Origin of the sequence: Streptomyces sp. NBC_01474 (assembly GCF_035918215.1) — a bacterium.
GTDB classification, from domain to species: domain Bacteria; phylum Actinomycetota; class Actinomycetes; order Streptomycetales; family Streptomycetaceae; genus Streptomyces; species Streptomyces aureus.
Map to the genome: position 1 here is coordinate 1920140 of NZ_CP109449.1, position 15495 is coordinate 1935634.

The 15495-nt window shown below is 68.6% G+C and carries 16 protein-coding genes and 1 pseudogene; 9 read left to right on the top strand and 8 right to left on the bottom strand.

The genetic code is table 11. From position 1 onward, the window contains the following. Positions 1-14: 14 nt before the first annotated feature. A pseudogene (locus OG758_RS09110) lies at positions 15-787 on the bottom strand (SDR family oxidoreductase). Beyond that, positions 788-1378, bottom strand: a complete 591-nt coding sequence (locus tag OG758_RS09115) for a TetR/AcrR family transcriptional regulator (protein ID WP_326709513.1) — start codon at positions 1376-1378, stop codon at positions 788-790. 111 nt (positions 1379-1489) lie between these two features. On the opposite strand from OG758_RS09115, the gene OG758_RS09120 reads away from it, so the two are divergent. Together OG758_RS09120 and OG758_RS09125 are read left to right on the top strand one after the other, a co-directional pair. Further along, on the top strand, positions 1490-2500 hold the full coding sequence (locus tag OG758_RS09120) for an NADP-dependent oxidoreductase (protein WP_326715852.1): 1011 nt from the start codon (positions 1490-1492) through the stop codon (positions 2498-2500). A gap of 313 nt (positions 2501-2813) precedes the next feature. Further along, a complete protein-coding gene (locus OG758_RS09125; RefSeq protein ID WP_326709514.1) occupies positions 2814-4889 on the top strand; it encodes a SpoIIE family protein phosphatase in 2076 nt (691 codons plus the stop codon). A 309-nt stretch (positions 4890-5198) separates the two neighbouring features. Here OG758_RS09125 and OG758_RS09130 read toward each other — a convergent pair whose 3' ends face one another. After that, the gene (locus tag OG758_RS09130; protein ID WP_326709515.1) at positions 5199-5717 is read right to left on the bottom strand and encodes a hypothetical protein; all 519 of its coding nucleotides are present in this window, start codon (positions 5715-5717) and stop codon (positions 5199-5201) included. Here OG758_RS09130 and OG758_RS09135 point away from each other — a divergent pair. Further along, positions 5671-5919 carry a Smr/MutS family protein gene (locus OG758_RS09135; protein ID WP_326709516.1) on the top strand — a complete coding sequence of 83 codons (249 nt, stop codon included), beginning with the start codon at positions 5671-5673 and terminating at the stop codon, positions 5917-5919. The genes OG758_RS09130 and OG758_RS09135 overlap by 47 nt on opposite strands. 17 nt (positions 5920-5936) lie before the next feature. Then, entirely contained in the window at positions 5937-6497 is a 561-nt protein-coding gene (locus OG758_RS09140) for a recombinase family protein (protein ID WP_326709517.1), read from the top strand. A gap of 76 nt (positions 6498-6573) precedes the next feature. On the opposite strand, the gene pyrE is transcribed toward OG758_RS09140, so the two are convergent. Further along, positions 6574-7155, bottom strand: coding sequence for an orotate phosphoribosyltransferase (pyrE, locus tag OG758_RS09145; RefSeq protein ID WP_326709518.1), 582 nt, complete (start codon positions 7153-7155; stop codon positions 6574-6576). A 171-nt stretch (positions 7156-7326) separates the two neighbouring features. Next, entirely contained in the window at positions 7327-7881 is a 555-nt protein-coding gene (locus OG758_RS09150) for a MarR family winged helix-turn-helix transcriptional regulator (RefSeq protein ID WP_326709519.1), read from the bottom strand. 216 nt (positions 7882-8097) lie between these two features. Here OG758_RS09150 and OG758_RS09155 point away from each other — a divergent pair, with 216 nt between their 5' ends. Genes OG758_RS09155 through OG758_RS09165 form a run of 3 tightly spaced genes read left to right on the top strand, consistent with a single transcriptional unit; the run spans position 8098 to position 10768 of the window. Beyond that, positions 8098-9468: an MFS transporter gene (locus OG758_RS09155; RefSeq protein ID WP_326709520.1), complete on the top strand. Its 1371-nt coding sequence runs from the start codon at positions 8098-8100 to the stop codon at positions 9466-9468. Continuing rightward, the gene (locus tag OG758_RS09160) at positions 9465-10337 is read left to right on the top strand and encodes an alpha/beta hydrolase (RefSeq protein ID WP_326709521.1); all 873 of its coding nucleotides are present in this window, start codon (positions 9465-9467) and stop codon (positions 10335-10337) included. Before OG758_RS09155 ends, OG758_RS09160 begins: the two co-directional genes overlap by 4 nt. Further along, positions 10334-10768, top strand: coding sequence for a RidA family protein (locus OG758_RS09165; protein WP_326709522.1), 435 nt, complete (start codon positions 10334-10336; stop codon positions 10766-10768). The genes OG758_RS09160 and OG758_RS09165 overlap by 4 nt, the downstream gene beginning before the upstream one ends. Positions 10769-11150: 382 nt before the next feature. Here the strand turns inward: OG758_RS09165 and OG758_RS09170 are convergent, their stop codons facing one another. Together OG758_RS09170 and OG758_RS09175 are read right to left on the bottom strand one after the other, a co-directional pair. Then, positions 11151-12020, bottom strand: coding sequence for a hypothetical protein (locus tag OG758_RS09170; RefSeq protein WP_326709523.1), 870 nt, complete (start codon positions 12018-12020; stop codon positions 11151-11153). 766 nt (positions 12021-12786) lie between these two features. Next, positions 12787-12984, bottom strand: a complete 198-nt coding sequence (locus tag OG758_RS09175; protein WP_326709524.1) for a DUF6381 family protein — start codon at positions 12982-12984, stop codon at positions 12787-12789. Positions 12985-13588: 604 nt separating this feature from the next. On the opposite strand from OG758_RS09175, the gene OG758_RS09180 reads away from it, so the two are divergent. Beyond that, complete coding sequence (locus OG758_RS09180; RefSeq protein WP_326709525.1) at positions 13589-14122, top strand: RNA polymerase sigma factor; 534 nt, start codon at positions 13589-13591, stop codon at positions 14120-14122. Beyond that, positions 14119-14574: a hypothetical protein gene (locus OG758_RS09185; protein WP_326709526.1), complete on the top strand. Its 456-nt coding sequence runs from the start codon at positions 14119-14121 to the stop codon at positions 14572-14574. Before OG758_RS09180 ends, OG758_RS09185 begins: the two co-directional genes overlap by 4 nt. A gap of 4 nt (positions 14575-14578) precedes the next feature. Here the strand turns inward: OG758_RS09185 and OG758_RS09190 are convergent, their stop codons facing one another. Then, a complete protein-coding gene (locus OG758_RS09190; protein ID WP_326709527.1) occupies positions 14579-15460 on the bottom strand; it encodes an alpha/beta fold hydrolase in 882 nt (293 codons plus the stop codon). Positions 15461-15495 lie beyond the last annotated feature (35 nt).

Consider the following 15495-nt stretch of genomic DNA (forward strand, 5'->3'; position numbering starts at 1 on the left):
GTTCGAGGTAAGAGCTACCGTGTGGTGAAGGCGCCACCGTTGACATGGATGGTCTGGCCGGTGATGTGCCGGGCGCCCGGAGAGGCAAGGAAGTGGGCGGTCTGGGCGATGTCGTCGACCATTCCCGGGCGCTTGTTGTGGGTTTCGTCCACGAGCGCCAGGTGGCGTTCTTCGACTAGCTGGCCACGGAAGAAATTTGTGTCGGCGACGAAGCCCGCGGAGATCACGTTGCAGGTGACGCCCCGGGGCGTGAGGTCGGCGGACAGCGAGGTGTTCCAGGCGGCCAAGCAGCTTTCGCTGCACCGTAGGAGCCGCCGCCTCGGCGTTCGGCACCGATCGAGCCGACGCTGATGACGCAGCTGATACTGGTGAGCTTGCCCTGGACCGCGACAGTGGTCAGCACCGCAGTGAGAAGGTTCTGGGCCAAACTGCTGTGCCACTGCGCCAGTTGTGCTTCCAGGATCGCCAGGCACTCGGGTGCGGGTTCAGGCAGCCCTCCGGCGGTGTTGACGAGAACGTCCACCTCGCCGAACTGGGCAGCAAGAGCCCCGTCTTGCTCGGTCGAGGTGGCATCGCAGACAACACCGCGTGCCCCTGTCGACCCGACCAGGGCGTGATCAGCCGGCGCGCCTCCGCCCTCGTCGGGCGCTTTCCAGTGGTCGCGGTCCGCTCCTCGGGGAGCGCGCGGTTCGATGTCGGTGACCTTGACCGCCGTGGCGAACTCGGCGTCGATCCGCTCTTGCCGAGCGCGGCCGAGTTCGCTGGTTCGCGTGCGCGACGGTTTCAGCTAGTGGGCGCGAGGGCGGCGTTCCCCGTCGGCATCGCTGCTCGCTGTGCTGGTCAGGATCGCGCTTGCGACTACGTCGAAGAGGTGATCGGCGCGTGGCGCGAGCGAGCGTTGATCGCCGAGCCAGGCGAGCGCCATTACCAGCGCGAACATGTCGGCGCCGTCTATGTCGGTCCGCGCCATGCCCGCGGCTTGGGCGCGGGTGAGGAGCCGCGTACCGGCGGCGCGCAGAGTGACGCACGAAGCGTGGAGTGCGGACTCGGTGTCATCGATGGCGGCTGCCATCAGCACGATCGCGCCCCGATACTCCGTCGTCCACGCGACGCAGTCGCGTAGCCACGAAACGAGAGCATCGCCGGCCGAGCTGGACGTTTCGAGAGCGCCCGCCTTGGCGGTCAGCTCGTCGAAGCTCGTGTGGAGCAGGGCATCGAGCAGCGCCTCGCGCGTCGGGAAGTGACGCAGCAGCGTCGCGAGTCCGACATCGGCCCTGCGCGCGATGTCGCGCAGTGACACGTCGACGCCTTGCTCGGCGATGGCGGTGCCCGCTACTGCGAGCAGGTGATCGCGGTTCTTCTTGGCGTCGGCCCGCATCTGTCCCCCTTGACTAACCGGATCGGTGGTCCATATATTCGGATCAGTGGTCCACTTATGTGGATCGCCGATCCGAATAAGCCTATCCCGCAGCGCGAGCAGGAGAAAACGATGCCGACACACACGATGAGGGCGGTCCGGCTCCATGAGCACGGCGGCCCCGAAGTTCTGCGTTACGACGAGGCGCCGATTCCCGAGCCGGGGCCGGGCGAGGTGCTCGTTCGCGTGCACGCGGTCGGCATCAACCCGCCCGACTGGTACCTGCGCGACGGGATGTCCAACCTGCCCCCGAAGGTGCGGCCGAAGTTCAGCTTGCCTGTGATTCCGGGGACGGACCTGTCGGGTGTCGTCGAGGCCGTCGCCCCTGATGTGGACGCCTTCTCCGTCGGTGATGAAGTCTTCGGTCTCCTTCGCTTCCCCGGTTTCGATGGCAGTACCTATGCCGAGTACGTGGCCGCGCCTGCGTCGGACCTCGCACTCAAGCCGGCCGGCATCGATCACGTGCACGCCGCCGGGGCGCCTATGGCCGGGCTCACGGCATGGCAGTTCCTGATCGAGCTCGGACACGATCACCCCTCGCCCTTCCAGGCGGCGCAGCATCGTCCGGTGCCGCTCGACGCCAACATGACGGTGCTCGTCAACGGCGCCGCGGGCGGTGTGGGGCACTTCGCGCTACAGCTGGCGAAGTGGAAGGGGGCACGTGTCATCGCGGTGGCGTCGGGCGCGCATGAAGTGTTCCTGCGAGAGCTCGGGGCCGACGAGTTCATCGACTACACCAAGAGCCGTCCAGAGGAACTCGTGCACGACGTCGACCTCGTTCTCGACGCCGTCGGCGGCCCGGACAGCAAGCGCTTCCTGCGCACGCTCAAGCGCGGCGGCTCCCAGTTCCCCGTGTTCTTCGGCGAATTCGACGAAGAAGAGAACGCGAAGCTGGGCGTCACAGTCACGGGCACCCAGGTCCGCTCGAACGGCGCGCAGCTTGCCGAACTCGGACGCCTGCTCGACGCGGGCACGGTCCGTGTCGCGATCGACAGCACGTTCGCGCTCGCGGATGCCCGAGCCGCGCACGAACGCGCCGCCCGAGGGCACATCCAGGGCAAGATCGTGCTCACGGTCGCCTAGGGACGAACCGTTTCGCCGACGCGGCCGGCGCTCGTCCGCGGGGCACCGGCGGCCATCGAGACGCCGATGCGGAGCCATCGCAGTCGCCGGCGAGGTGCCCCTCGACCGGCTCCGGCACGCCGTCCCCGCTGTCCCCGCCCTCGGCGAAGTCTGGCTGCGGCTGCAGGAGACCTACCGCGGCGGCGCTGTGCGTCGTCGGTCGTCGCAGGAGAGTATGGAAGCACCAGAAAGGCACGGAAAACATCCAAGCGCTGCAGCCCCAGGGCCTGCGCCGGGCACGCGTCACCCTGGCAGGTGGAAGGAGCACCCGGGGATGAGTGAAGCGGGATCTTTCAGTGCCGACAGCGGCTCGTCCGGCCTCCGGCTGGAGCTGCCGAGCAGGGTGCAGGATGAGTTCGGCGTGGCGGTGGTCGCGCTGGATACGGCCGGGCGGTTCGTGTGGTGGGGCCCGCAGGCCGAGGAGCTGTTCGGCTACTGCGCACAGGAAGTGCTGGGCCAGCACGTGGCTCAGCTGTTGGTCCATGACCCGGATATGGACCTGGTCGCCCGTCAGTGCGAGCAGATGATGGAGACCGGCCAGAGCTGGGACGGGCTCATTCCTGTCCGGAACAAGGACGGCAGTACGCGGCTGGTGGAATTCCGCTACAACCGTCTGCCGGACAAGCAGGGCGACTTCTACGCTCTGGGTATCGCCACCGATGCGTCGACGCTGCGTAAGGTGGAGCAGGACTTGGCCTTGTCCACGCAGCTGATCGCCCAGTCGCCGGTCGCGCTGGAGGTTCTGGACACCGATCTGCGTTATGTGGCTGTCAATCCGGCGATGGAACGGATACACGGCCTGTCTGCCAAGGACCACCTCGGCCGGGGCTTTCGCGAGGTCCTGCCCTCCGACAGTGTCGACGCGTCCGAGGCGGCAGTCAGAGAAGTGCTCGAGACCGGACGCCCTCAGGTTGACAGGTACACCATTGGCCGCACCCCGGCCGACCCTGACAACGATCATGCCTGGTCCGTCTCCGTCTACCGGTTGGAGGACCCCAACGGTCAGGTTCTTGGTGTCGCCACATCGGTGGTGGATGTCACCGATCGGCACGGCGCGATCACAGCGGCGGCCCAGGCCCGGCAGCGCCTGGCCCAGATCGCCGAGGGCTCCGCCCGAATCGGTACCACCTTGGACATGAATCAGACCGCCCGCGAGCTGGCTGACGTCGCAGTGCCCGAGCTCGCCGGCCTCGCGGTCGTAGACGTACTCGACTCCGCCCTGGACGATCGCCGCCCCGCGACACCCGACAGCGGCCCGGCGCTCTTTCGCACCCTGGCTGTGAAGGCCGCCTACCTCGCCGAGGCGACCGGCGCCGCCGGCACGCCCGACCAACTGGTCAGCTATGACGCCGACCGACTGCCCACCCAATGCCTACGGACCGGTCAGCCGATCATGGTGACTCGCGTGGACGAGTGGGACCTGGCGCGCATCGCCCGTGACGCCGGAGCCGCCGCTGTCCTGGCCAGTGTCGGTATCCACTCATATCTCGCCATGCCGCTGGCCGCCCAGAGCCGGCCGCTCGGCGTCCTGGGGCTGATGCGCGGCCGCAATCAACCGCCCTTCAACGCGGACGACGTCACCCTGGCCGGTGAGCTCGCCAGCCGAACTGCGGTGTCCCTCGACAACGCACGCCTGTACCAAAGCGTCCGCAACACCGCGGTGACGCTCCAGCGCAGCCTGCTGCCCCAGCCGACGCCACCCGAGAGTCTTGAGATCGCCACCCGCTACCAGCCCGCCGGAACCTCTGCCGAGGTCGGTGGCGACTGGTTCGACGTCATCCCCCTCACGCAGGACAAGACCGCGCTCGTGGTGGGCGACGTGATGGGCAGCGGCATCGATGCGGCCGCCACGATGGGCCGCCTGCGCACCGCCACCGCGACCCTGGCCGACCTCGGCCTCCCGCCCGCCGAGGTGCTGCAACGCCTCGACAAGATCACCGCCGGTCTGGACCCCTACATCGCCACCTGCATCTACGCCGAATACGACCCACACAGCGACCGGTGCCAAATCGCCGTAGCCGGACACCTGCCCCCCGCACTGACACCTGCAGGCGGGCTCCCCGAACTGCTCGACCTACCATCTGGTGCACCCCTCGGGGTCGGCGGCGTCCCCTTCGAGACGGCCACCGTGCCCTTGCGCCCCGGCGATCAACTGGTCCTCTACACCGACGGCTTGGTCGAAACACGCCGCCACGCCATCGACGAACGTCTCGACCTCCTTCTCCGCGTACTGGACGGCCACGACCTTTCCCTGGAAGAAACCTGCGACCGGCTCCTGGAAACACTGTGTGATCCGGACGACCACGACGATGTTTCCGTACTCATCGCCCGACCCAGACCGCGGCCCTGACTCACTGCGGACGTCGGCCGGCCGGGGACAGCTCTTCGTGTGCTCGCCTCGCCGTTCCTCCGCCGTCAGGACCTCGACTCCGGCCTCGCCCCGCCGGTTGTCACCTTCATCGTCGTTATGAGTGCAAGCCCGAGTACTTCCTCGCCTTCATCGATCCTGGAAGATGCGCGCCGGTTGCCAGGGACAACGTGACCGGGGAGGAAACCCCGCTCAGGCCCTGAGCGGGGTTTCCCCTGCAGTGTCGGCCGGTCCTGGCCGACCGCTGTCCGGTGAGTCGGCTGGAGCGCCAGTGCCGTCCGTTGCGGCTGATCACGCTGAGCTTCTCCAGGTAGGCGAGCTGGTAGGCGACCGATCTGAGCTGGACAGTCCGACGCGTTGCGAGATCTCCCGGACCGTGGGGGCGTCCCCGGTGTTCGCGATGACATCCCTGATCACGCGCAGGACGGCCTCCTGCCGGGCAGTCGGACGGCTGGCGCTCGTGAAGCCCCGCGCTCGCGGGGCAGGCCGCTCAGCCCTGCCTGGGCTGTCGGCGCACGGCCCGTGGCAAGGAAGTGCTGCCGCCGCTACCTCCTTGAGGCGGAGGCATAGATCTGCTGCAGGGTGCGCCTGCGACAACTGACCCCGTCCGTCAACTCCAGGTGCATTGAGCAGCGCGCGCCCGGAACGCGCCGTACGGCCGATGACGTGTCGGAATTTGCGGCCGGCGCCCGGACGATCCCGCATAGCCTTGGCCGACAAGCCGCGGCCTTCCGAGCCGCCGGACACGACAGGAGGCTCCGCGTTGCTCACCCTGGATCTGCACCCGATCTTCCGCAACAACCGGGACATCGAACTGGCCCTGCGTCAGGCCATGTTCAAGGCAGCGCGCAGCGGCGAGACCACCATGGAGATCATTCCGGGCAAGGGCTCGGGCAAGCTGAAGAAGCGCGTGCTCGCGTTCCTCAACCAGCCACACATCAAGAAGCTGTACGAACGATTCGAGACGGACCCGACCAACGACGGCAGGATCCTGGTCCACTTCAGGCCGTAAGACGGGGCCGCCGCCTCATGGGAGGGCGGCTTCCCGCTCGAACGAACCTGATCCTGCCCCTGTCCCACAGACCAGCGGCCCTCGAAGCGGCCGGCTGCGTGCGGGTGTTCACCGACATCCGGCAAGAACGCGAGGAGCGGTGGAAGTGCCTCGACTACCTCCGCCCCGGTGACACCCTCGTGGCGCCCTCCCCCGACCGCCTCGGGCGCCCGATCCAAGACCTGACCTCCATCGTGGCCGAACTCCGCAAGCGCGGGATCGGCTTCCAGTCGCTGCACGAGTCCCTCGACACCACCACGCCCGGCGGCCACCTTGTCTTCCACGGGTGCGCCGCGCTCGCAGAGTTCATCCGCGAACTGATCGTTCAGGGCACCCATGATCTCATCGGCCGCCCCTCGGCTACAGCCCGCCAACACCCAAGAAGACGATGGCGAGCAACCACCAGAGTGCTCGGGCGGAGCAGCGGGGATGCTGCCGGGGTCGAGGAGGCCCAAGTGGGAGGCTGGTTGCAGGAAGAGCTCGGGCGGCCCGCCGGCGCCGCGGCGGATGCCGGTTTCATCGTCGAGGATCGCGCGTAGGGCGGGCGAGCAGTGTGGGGTGAGGCGCCGCAGGCGCGGCCGGCCCGGGCCTACGACTGACCACCAGCTCCGCCTATCAGACAGCAGCAGCCCGCAGGTCTCCGGCCGACAGCAACGACACCAGACGGATGTTCTCGGTTGCGAGGGTTTCCGTACCACCTTGCTGACGGTCAATCACACACAGAGCCTCTCGTACCTCGGCACCCAGGCCACGCAAGTCCGCGGTCGACAGCACGATCTGTCCACCGCTGGTGACCACGTCCTCCACCACCAGCACCCGACGGCCCCCAACCTCGGCACCCTCGGCGAGACGGCAGGTGCCGTACGGCTTGGCCTGCTTGCGCACGAACGCGCAGGGCAGACCCGTATGCCGGCCGAGCGCAGTCACCACCGGAATGCCGCCCATCTCCAGACCGGCCAGCACCTCCGTGTCGGATGGCACCAGGTGTGCCATCCGCTGGGCAATCTCGTCGAGCAGAGCGGGATCGCCTTCGAACCGGTACTTATCGAAGTACTCCGTGGCAACGTGTCCGGACCGAAGCGTGAAATGGCCCTGAAGATGAGAAACGGCACGGATACGGCGAGCAAGATCAGCATGAGTCACAGGCAGCCAGTCTTCCAGGCCTCCATCGAGCCACGCCAGGGGCTTGTGGTACACGACCAGGACCAGGAGAGGTCCCCCAAGCCGACGCCGTGAACACGAAGCCGGCACCGTGAACACCCAACGCACCTGCGGCCTGCGACCGCAGGGGTGTTCTCACTCCCGCGCGTCATCAACGACAGTGACGCCGTCGTGCTCCTGGAATCGCCAACGAGGCGGCGTGCCCCGTCAAGGGAGCCGGGCAGGGCCTTCGTGGTCGAGGAGGATCTTTTTCAGGATCTGCGCGGCCGCACGGAACTCCTCTGCCGACAGGGAGCGGATCAGTTCCCGCTGGCAGGAGAGGACTTCGCCGAACGCCTCGTCGGTCACCTTCCTGCCCGCTGTGGTGAGTTCGACCACGACAATGCGACGGTCGTCGGGGTCCGGGGTGCGGGTGATCCAGCCGCGGTGTTCAAGGGACTTGAGGCGTGTCGTCATCGTCCCGGAGGTCACGAGGGTGGCCGCCATCAGGTCTCCGGGGGTGGACCGCTGTCGTGGATCCCGTCGCAGCGCCGCCAGCATGTCGAAGGACCAAGGCTCCAGACCGAAGCGGGACAACGTCTTGTCGCGGTCACGGTCGAAGAGCCGGGTGATGCGCAGCATGCGGCTGACCACCTCGAGGCTGCGCACCTCGGCCTCTGGCAGGCAGGCCCGCCAGAGGCCGATCATCTCGTCGATCGCGTCGAGGGGTTCGCCGTGGCGCTTCCCCGCGGTCTGTTCGCCCGCTGCGTGTGCCGATTCCACTGGGTCTCCCTGATGCCGTCGTCCGGATCACATCCGAAAGATATCTTGACGCTCAAGAGAAGTCCATGGAAGCTGTCCGGCAGCCGTCGGTCGGCAACGATCCACCCCCGGAAGTCCGGGGGCACGGGGCTTGCTGTGCCCTGCCGCCGTACGTCGGTCGTGAACTCTGTGCTGTCCCGCCCTTGATGCGATGCGCCGACCGCCGCCTTGTCGGCGGTGGCTCCCGCACGCCCCGAACGAGAAGTGGTGGTCATCGTGGTACTAGAGGACTCTGTCTACGCGAAAGTAGGGAGACGCATCATCCCCCTCCTGTTCGCGCTGTGGCTGGTCAACTTCCTGGACCGGGCGAACGTCGGCTTCGCCGCCCTGCAGATGAACGAGGAACTGCAGCTGTCGCCCGCCGTCTACGGCTTCGGCGCGGGGGCCTTCTTCTTCGGCTACCTCGCTCTCGAAGTCCCCGCCAACATGCTGCTGTTGCGCTACGGCGCGCGCCGCTGGATCGCCCGCATCGCGATCACGTGGGGAATTGTCTCCATGGCACAGGCCCTGGTTGTCGGCCCGACCAGCTTTGTCGCGGTCCGTGTCGCCCTGGGCTTCGCAGAGGCCGGATTCCTGCCCGCGATGCTCTACTACCTGACGCTGTGGTTTCCCGCCGAGCGCCGGGCCAAAGCGATCGGCCAGGCCATGTCCGCCAACGTGATCGCCATCGTGGTCGGGGCGCCATTGTCCGGACTCATGCTCACCTACCTGGACGGCATGGCCGGACTGGGCGGTTGGCAGTGGCTCTTCGTCGTCGAGGGTGCCCTCGCGGTGGTACTCGGCTTCGTCACACTGCGCTCCTTGACCGAACGCCCGGCCGAGGCCCGTTGGCTCGCCGAGGAGGAGCGTTCCTGGCTGGTGGCACGGATGGCCGAGGACGCCACGGCCGCCGGCGCGCAGGGCCACCACTCATTGAAGGACGCGCTGAGGCTCCCCATCGTCTACCTTCTCGGCGCGCTGTATTTCTGCTGGGGCATCGGCTTCTACGGCGTCACCCTGTGGGCCCCGCAGATCGTCGCGCAACTCTCCAGCGGCTCCATGCTCCAGACCAGTCTGCTGACGGCGGTCCCCTTCGCACTGGGAGCGGTGGCGGTGATCCTCAACGGCCGGCACTCGGACCGTACCGGGGAGCGGCGCTGGCATGTGACGATCCCGCTGCTGACCGGTGCACTGGGCCTGGCCGCGGGATCGGTGGTGCCCGGTGCGGCCGCGAGCTTCGCCGCGCTGTGCGTCACCGTGGTCGGTGTCTCCGCGGGCCTGGGCGTGTTCTGGTCCGTACCCTCGCAGTTCCTCGTGGGTCGCGCGGCCGCCGGAGGCCTGGCGGTCATCAATACGATCAGCAGCTTCTCCGGTTTCTGCGGACCGTACCTGGTGGGATTCGTTCGCGGGAGCACCGGCAGCTTCACCGCCGCCATGGTCGTCCTGGGGGCGAGCGCCGGCGTTGCAGCCCTTCTCTCCGTCGTCGTGCTGCGCCAACTCCGCCCGGCCGGAGCCAAGACCCCGGCTGCCGCCCGGGCCGGCCTGCCCGAGGGCGACCCGGTCGCATGACACACTCCGCGGATCTCACGCTCTCCGCCATCCACAACCCCGACGGACAGCCCCCGCTCCCGCTGGACGCCGCTGTCGGCTACGCCCGCACGGTGATGGACTGGGACACCCAGGGCACTGATCCCACCGTGCTCGCCGCACGGGACATCGTCTACGGGCCCCACCCGCTGCACCGCTACAACGTCTTCGCCCCCCAGGGCGCCGAACGGGCCCCGGTCCTGGTCTTCTGGCACGGCGGCGGCTGGACCAACGGCTACCGACAGTGGGCGACTTTCATGGGCCGGGCCGCGTGCTCGCTCGGCCTCGTCCTGGTCGCCCCCTCATACCGGCTCGCCCCCACCCAGCCCCTGCCCGCCGGGCTCGAGGACGCGCTCGCCGCGCTCGCGCACCTCAGGGACGGCATTGGTGCGTGGGGCGGAGACCGGGACCGGCTCTTCCTGGCCGGTCACTCCGCCGGGGGCCAGATCGCCGCGCTCACCGCCCTACTGGCCCCCGACGGTGTCGCGGCCTGCCTGCCGGTCAGCGGAATCATGGACTTGCGGCACCCCGCCCCGCCCCCGGGCAGTCTGGAGGAGCTCGTCTACACGACAGTGCTTGCCGAACCCGGGCTGGACGCCGCGATGAGCCCCGTGTGCAGGGTCACCGAACCGGGGGCGGTGCCCTTCCTGCTCACCTACGGAGAACACGACACCGACCGGGTCATCCGCTCCAACCGGGCCCTGGCCGCCCAGCTGGCCGACCACCAGGTGTCCGTGGACCTGGTGGAGATAGCCGGTGCCGACCACTTCGACACCCACACCGCCCTGCATTCCCCCGACCACACGTGGTACCGCCGGCTCACCGGGATACCGAGAAGGAGTACGACGTGATCACCTCTGTCGATACCGGACTGCCCAGCCCCGACCAGCCGTTCTCCTGGGCGGTGACCGCCGCGGGGACGCTCTTCACCGCCCACGGTCCGGTGCGCCCGGACGGCAGCATCGACACCGGCCCCGTGGAGGCACAGACCCGGCTGACGCTGGACAACCTGCGCCGCTCGGCCGAGGCGGCCGGAGCCGGCCTCGGCGACATCGCCCAGGTCCTGCTCTTTCTGACCGACCCGGCCGACATCCCGCTGGTCGACGCCGTCTACCGGGAGTACTTCGACGCTCCCTACCCGAACCGCTGCTGCGTCGTGGTCGCGGCCCTGGCCGTCCCCGGCATGCGGATCGAGCTGACGGCTCATGCGGCGCTCGTCCGACCGGGACTGCAGGACGAACCGCTCCGACCCGCAAGCGGTGGTGGTGGTGGTGAACCGTAGCCGGAGCTGGTGGCATGGCACGCTGGACGCCAACTCCCTGGTAGGTAACGTGCTTTCGGGGTTGTCGGCACTCGTCGGCGATGATTGGCGGACGAGCGCAAGGTGATGTGCCTGTCGGTGTGAACGGACAGCCACCCGGGTTGAAGGTCCGTTCTCGTGGACGTAGCCGCCCTGTTCTCGTACAGCTACATGCCACTGGCCGTAGCCATGCGAGAACAGGGTCATGAGGCCCGCGAGTTCGCGAAAACTCATGGGACCTCAGCGGGAACCCGAGGGTCTGTTGCCCGGATTCTGGATTGTGGACCTTCGGGTTCGTGGTGAAGATGGGGCGTCGACGCCGGTGTTCCAGCCAGGCACCGACGGTTCGCCGTCGCGCCCCGGGTTACAGCAGGTGTGCGAGGGGCAGCGCCGCGATGTCGGCTGGGGGCCGGGAAACATACAGGTCGGTGTGGTAGTAGCCGTCCGCTTCCTTGTCTGCCGTGTGCAGTCCGTTCACAGCCAGGGCGTCGAACGCCGCGTGCCGTTCGGCGTTGTCGGCGAAGCGGCGCTGCCGGAAGGTCCGGGTGGTCAGTTTCTCCGTCACCAGGCCCGAGCGGGCGAGCAGATCGGCGATCGGCTGGTAGGGCACGGTGCGCAGCACGAACGCCGCGACCCACGGCGGGGTCGCCATGCAGTCGAGAAGCCTGGTGAAGGTCCGGGTGAAGACGTAGCCGACGCCGCCTGTGACGGTGATGAGGTCCGTGTCCGCCAGTGTGCGGCGAAGGGCGGGGCTCGGTTCGGTGACTTCGAGGTTCTCCGCGAAGGCGTGGTCGAGCAGGCCGACGGCGCGGGCGTATCCGACGGCCCTGGCTGCCGAGTCGATACCTGTCGCCGTTGCGGCTTCAGGGCGGCGGTTCGCTGCGAAGAAGGTCCGGTCCTCGGCCGCGAGGTGGCGGGCCGGCAGGACGGAGAGGTCGTGGGAGGTGTATCGGGTGGACAAGTCCGCCAGAGTGACACGGTAGTTGAGGAGAGCTGTGTTGATCCCGTAGGAGCAGCACAGGTCCACCACGTTCAGTGGCGTCCGGTCGGGGTGCAGCCGGCGCAGAGCATGGGCCAGTGCGCGGAAGACGGCCTGGCCATGGTGGGGTATCTGGTAGTCGAGGGATCGCAGGGTTGCGAAGTATGTGCGTGGGTCGGGACAGTCGTAGATGTCGTTGAAGTTCGCTTTGCCCCAATCGGCATTCGCGGTGGTGTTGCTCGCTTCTGCTGCCATGGGCGGTCTCCTGACCTGCGTCGGCCGGTGGGAAGGACCCGATGGCCGCAGGGATAGGGCCAGCGACTGTCCCTCGGAATGCCGTTCGGGCGGCGTAGTCGGGGTGGGGACATTGGTCGGCGAGGTCGCCGAGTGCTTCGCCGAGGGCGGGCACGAATCTGGGACTTCGCGTGGTCGGACAGGGCGTCTTGTCCGGCCCCGCTGCTGTGTGGTCAGCCGAAGTCGAGCGTGCCTGGGGGTGGGGTCGACGTGCCCGGGGGTGCGTGGCCCTGCTCGGCGGCCTCCCAGCGTGCGATCAGCTCGCCCTCCCAGCCCTTCTCCGGTAGTCAGGTAATGCCCCTATCGGCGAACTGGGCACTGCCCATGCACCGTTGGGCGTACGGGCGGCGGCGGTCTCTTCAGCTGACGGCAGTACAGGCATGTGGGATCAGCGAACGACAAGGCTCGGTGTCACTCGTCTTCGAAACGGGGCAATCTGCCGCGGCAGTGACCGCTAGGCGTCGCGTGATCGGCATGCGTTGCGTCCCGGCGCTGGGGGTGCCGGGCGAGCCGGGGGATGCATTCGCTCCGGGCAGGTTGGGCACAACGCGCCTAATTGCTGGCTCGGGCCGGTTTCACCGAATGTGCCCGAGGTGTCAGACGTGCCATGCCGACGTGTCTGCCGGGCCGCGGGCGACCGGGCGGAGACAGCAGTGACCGGCCGGGGGCCTCTCGCGTGCCGAAAAGGCCACGGAGGCCGGCCACCGGCCGGCGTCTGCGCTCGGAACTACCGGGACGACACCGTCGGGTCGATGCCCGGCTTGCCCGTACCGCCCGCGTGCTCGCTCTGCTCCTTGAGCTGGCGGGCCTTGTCCTTCAGACGCTGACGCTCCTGCGGGTCAGTGGCGCGTTCCGCGGCCTGCTCGAGGTCCTTAGCCTGGGCACGCATCTGCTGGATACGACCGGACTCGCCTGCAGCGCTCATGATCACTCCTTGGGTGATGGGGAAGAGCTGGCCACACCAGAGAAACAGGCCTCGTCACCCCCTGCATCTCGAGCGGTCACCCACTGCTATCCACGCAGTTGGGAACGCCCTCGCGGAACGACGGCACAGCCCGGGGAGTGCTGATCCAGTCACCTGATGGCGGCTACGCGGCAGTAACGTGCCATCGCCGCATCCAGAGATGTTGTGAGTGGCGGGGGCGAGGGGAGCCGATACCAAACTCCGGCGGTGGACCGGGAGTTGTATGTCCCTACACTGCGCGGAGTGCTCCGCCGCCTCGGTGGACAGCCCGTTGAGCGTGCAGGCGGCAGCGAGCTGGCTCAACGCCGGCGGCATCAGGATCGGATCGGCATCGGTGCGGGTGCGCCGAAGCTCACGAAGGATGTGCACGGCCGTACGGGCAGACTCCAGGGCCTTCGCTCCTTCCCGGTAGCCGATCAGGGCCTCGGCATGCTGCACGAGGGCACCGACCAGCACGTAACCCCACGTCCCGTACGCGGCGAAGAACCCTTCCGAGCCATCCTGCAGGAAGGAATGCGCCAGTCCCCCAGCCCCATCCGAGGCGCTACGTATACGGTGTGCGGCGATGGATGACGACGTGCGGCCCTGGGACGCGGCGGCGCCGCTCGTACGGGCCGCGCGGTGTGGCGACGCCCTCGCCATGGACGACCTGCTGAAGCTGGTGACGCCGTACGTCACCCGGCTGTGCACCCCGATTGCCCCGGCCGACACCGCGGACGCCGTGCAGGAATCCCTTCTCGCGGTGTTCCGGGGGCTGCGCGGACTGAGGGATCCGCAGGCGTTCTATGGGTGGGTGCGTGCGGTCACCGTGCGGGAGGCTGTCCGGGTGGCGCGGCGCACCGCAGGCGAGACGCCCGCCGACCCCGAGGAGATCGCCCGGCTGCGGGACCTGCTGCCTGGCGTCGGCAATGAACTGACCACAGAAGTGCGGGACTTGCTTGCCCGACTGCCCGTCCACCACCGCACCGTACTGGTACTGCGGGAACTGGAAGGCCTGGACGAGCGGACGACGGCCGAACTGCTCGGCGTTCCCGAGGGCACCGTGAAGTCACGGCTGAACAGGGCCCGTTCCTCCTTCCGGAAGGCGTGGACACGGTGAACGCACCCGATTCGGTCGCCCGGCTGCGCGTACTGGCCGCTGGGCTGCGCGCCCCCCTGTACGCCGAGGCACGGATCGCTCTGCCCTTCGACCAGGTATGGGCGGTCATCGCCGACCTGGAGGGCGAGCTGCCCCATCTGATCTCCTTCGTCCGGGAGTTCAAAGTCCCGCCCGGCGACAGCGAGCGCAAAGCGGCGCGGGCCGTTGACGTACTTGGCCTGCGCGGGCCGTTCGATGTACGGCTGAGCACCGGGTGGTGCCTGATGCAATCCTGGCTGGTGACGATGGGAATGGCCGCCACACCTGACGGCACCGGGACGCGGCTCGCCGTCTGCGGCGCGGCGCGCCCCGCCGCCCTTGGCCCCGTGCAGCGCGTGTACCGCCGCCTGCTCGGGGAGCGCCGCACTCATGCCTTCTTCCGCGAGGTGGAGCGCCGCGCCGCCCTGCGTTGACCCCTCAGCCGGCCTCGGCGATGAGCTTCCGCAGGGCTTCGGCCACCAACTCCGGCCGCTCTTCGTGCAGATGGTGCCCCGCACCCGGCACCACCCGTACGGTCAGATCGTCCGCGTTGGGATCTCCGCCGCGCAGCAGGGCAGGCGGCATCACCGGGTCGTGCTCGCCGCCCAGGACCAGCGTCGGGACGGTCAGCCGCCGTCGGCGGTGGGTGCCCCGGAAGCCCGCCGGGATGTCCCGCACGACGTACTGCCAGAACATCGCCTGCCCGGCATGGGCCGAGGCCTGTGCCGCCTCGGTGAACTCCGCGAGATCCGCGTCCCGCCACGCCGCCGGGTTGGCGACCGCGCGTCGCAGCAGATAGCGGGTGAAGGCCGGCCAGTGGCGCAGGACCAGCCGTCCGAGCACCGGGTACTCGATGAAAGCGGTGAACCACATCCGCCACAGATTCGGCAGGACGTCGCGGTGGCGCGTCCACGGGTGCGCCATGTTCAGCGCGAGGAAGGCACGGAACCGCTCCGGGGCCCGCTGGCAAAGCCGGAAGCCCACCCCGGCACCCCAGTTGTGGCCGACCAGGGTCACCCGGTCGAGGCCGAGCGCGTCCAGCAGCGCGAGTATGTCGTCACTGAGCCCGTCCGTGTCGTAACCGCGCTCGGTCTGCTCCGACCAGCCGAAGCCGCGCAGATCGACGCAGATCAGCCGGTGGCCGTCGGCGAGCAGCGGGACGAGCGCGCGCCACGCGTACCAGTGCTGCGGGAAACCGTGCAGCAGCACGACGGGCTCGCCGCTGCCGGACTCGGCGATGTGCAGCTGGGCCCCGCGGACCGTCACCCACCGGTGCGCGGCCCCTTCCAGCGGGGGCATGGGGCGGTCGCTGTTGGTCATGAGGGGATCCCTTCGCCAGATACGAGAAATCGCGT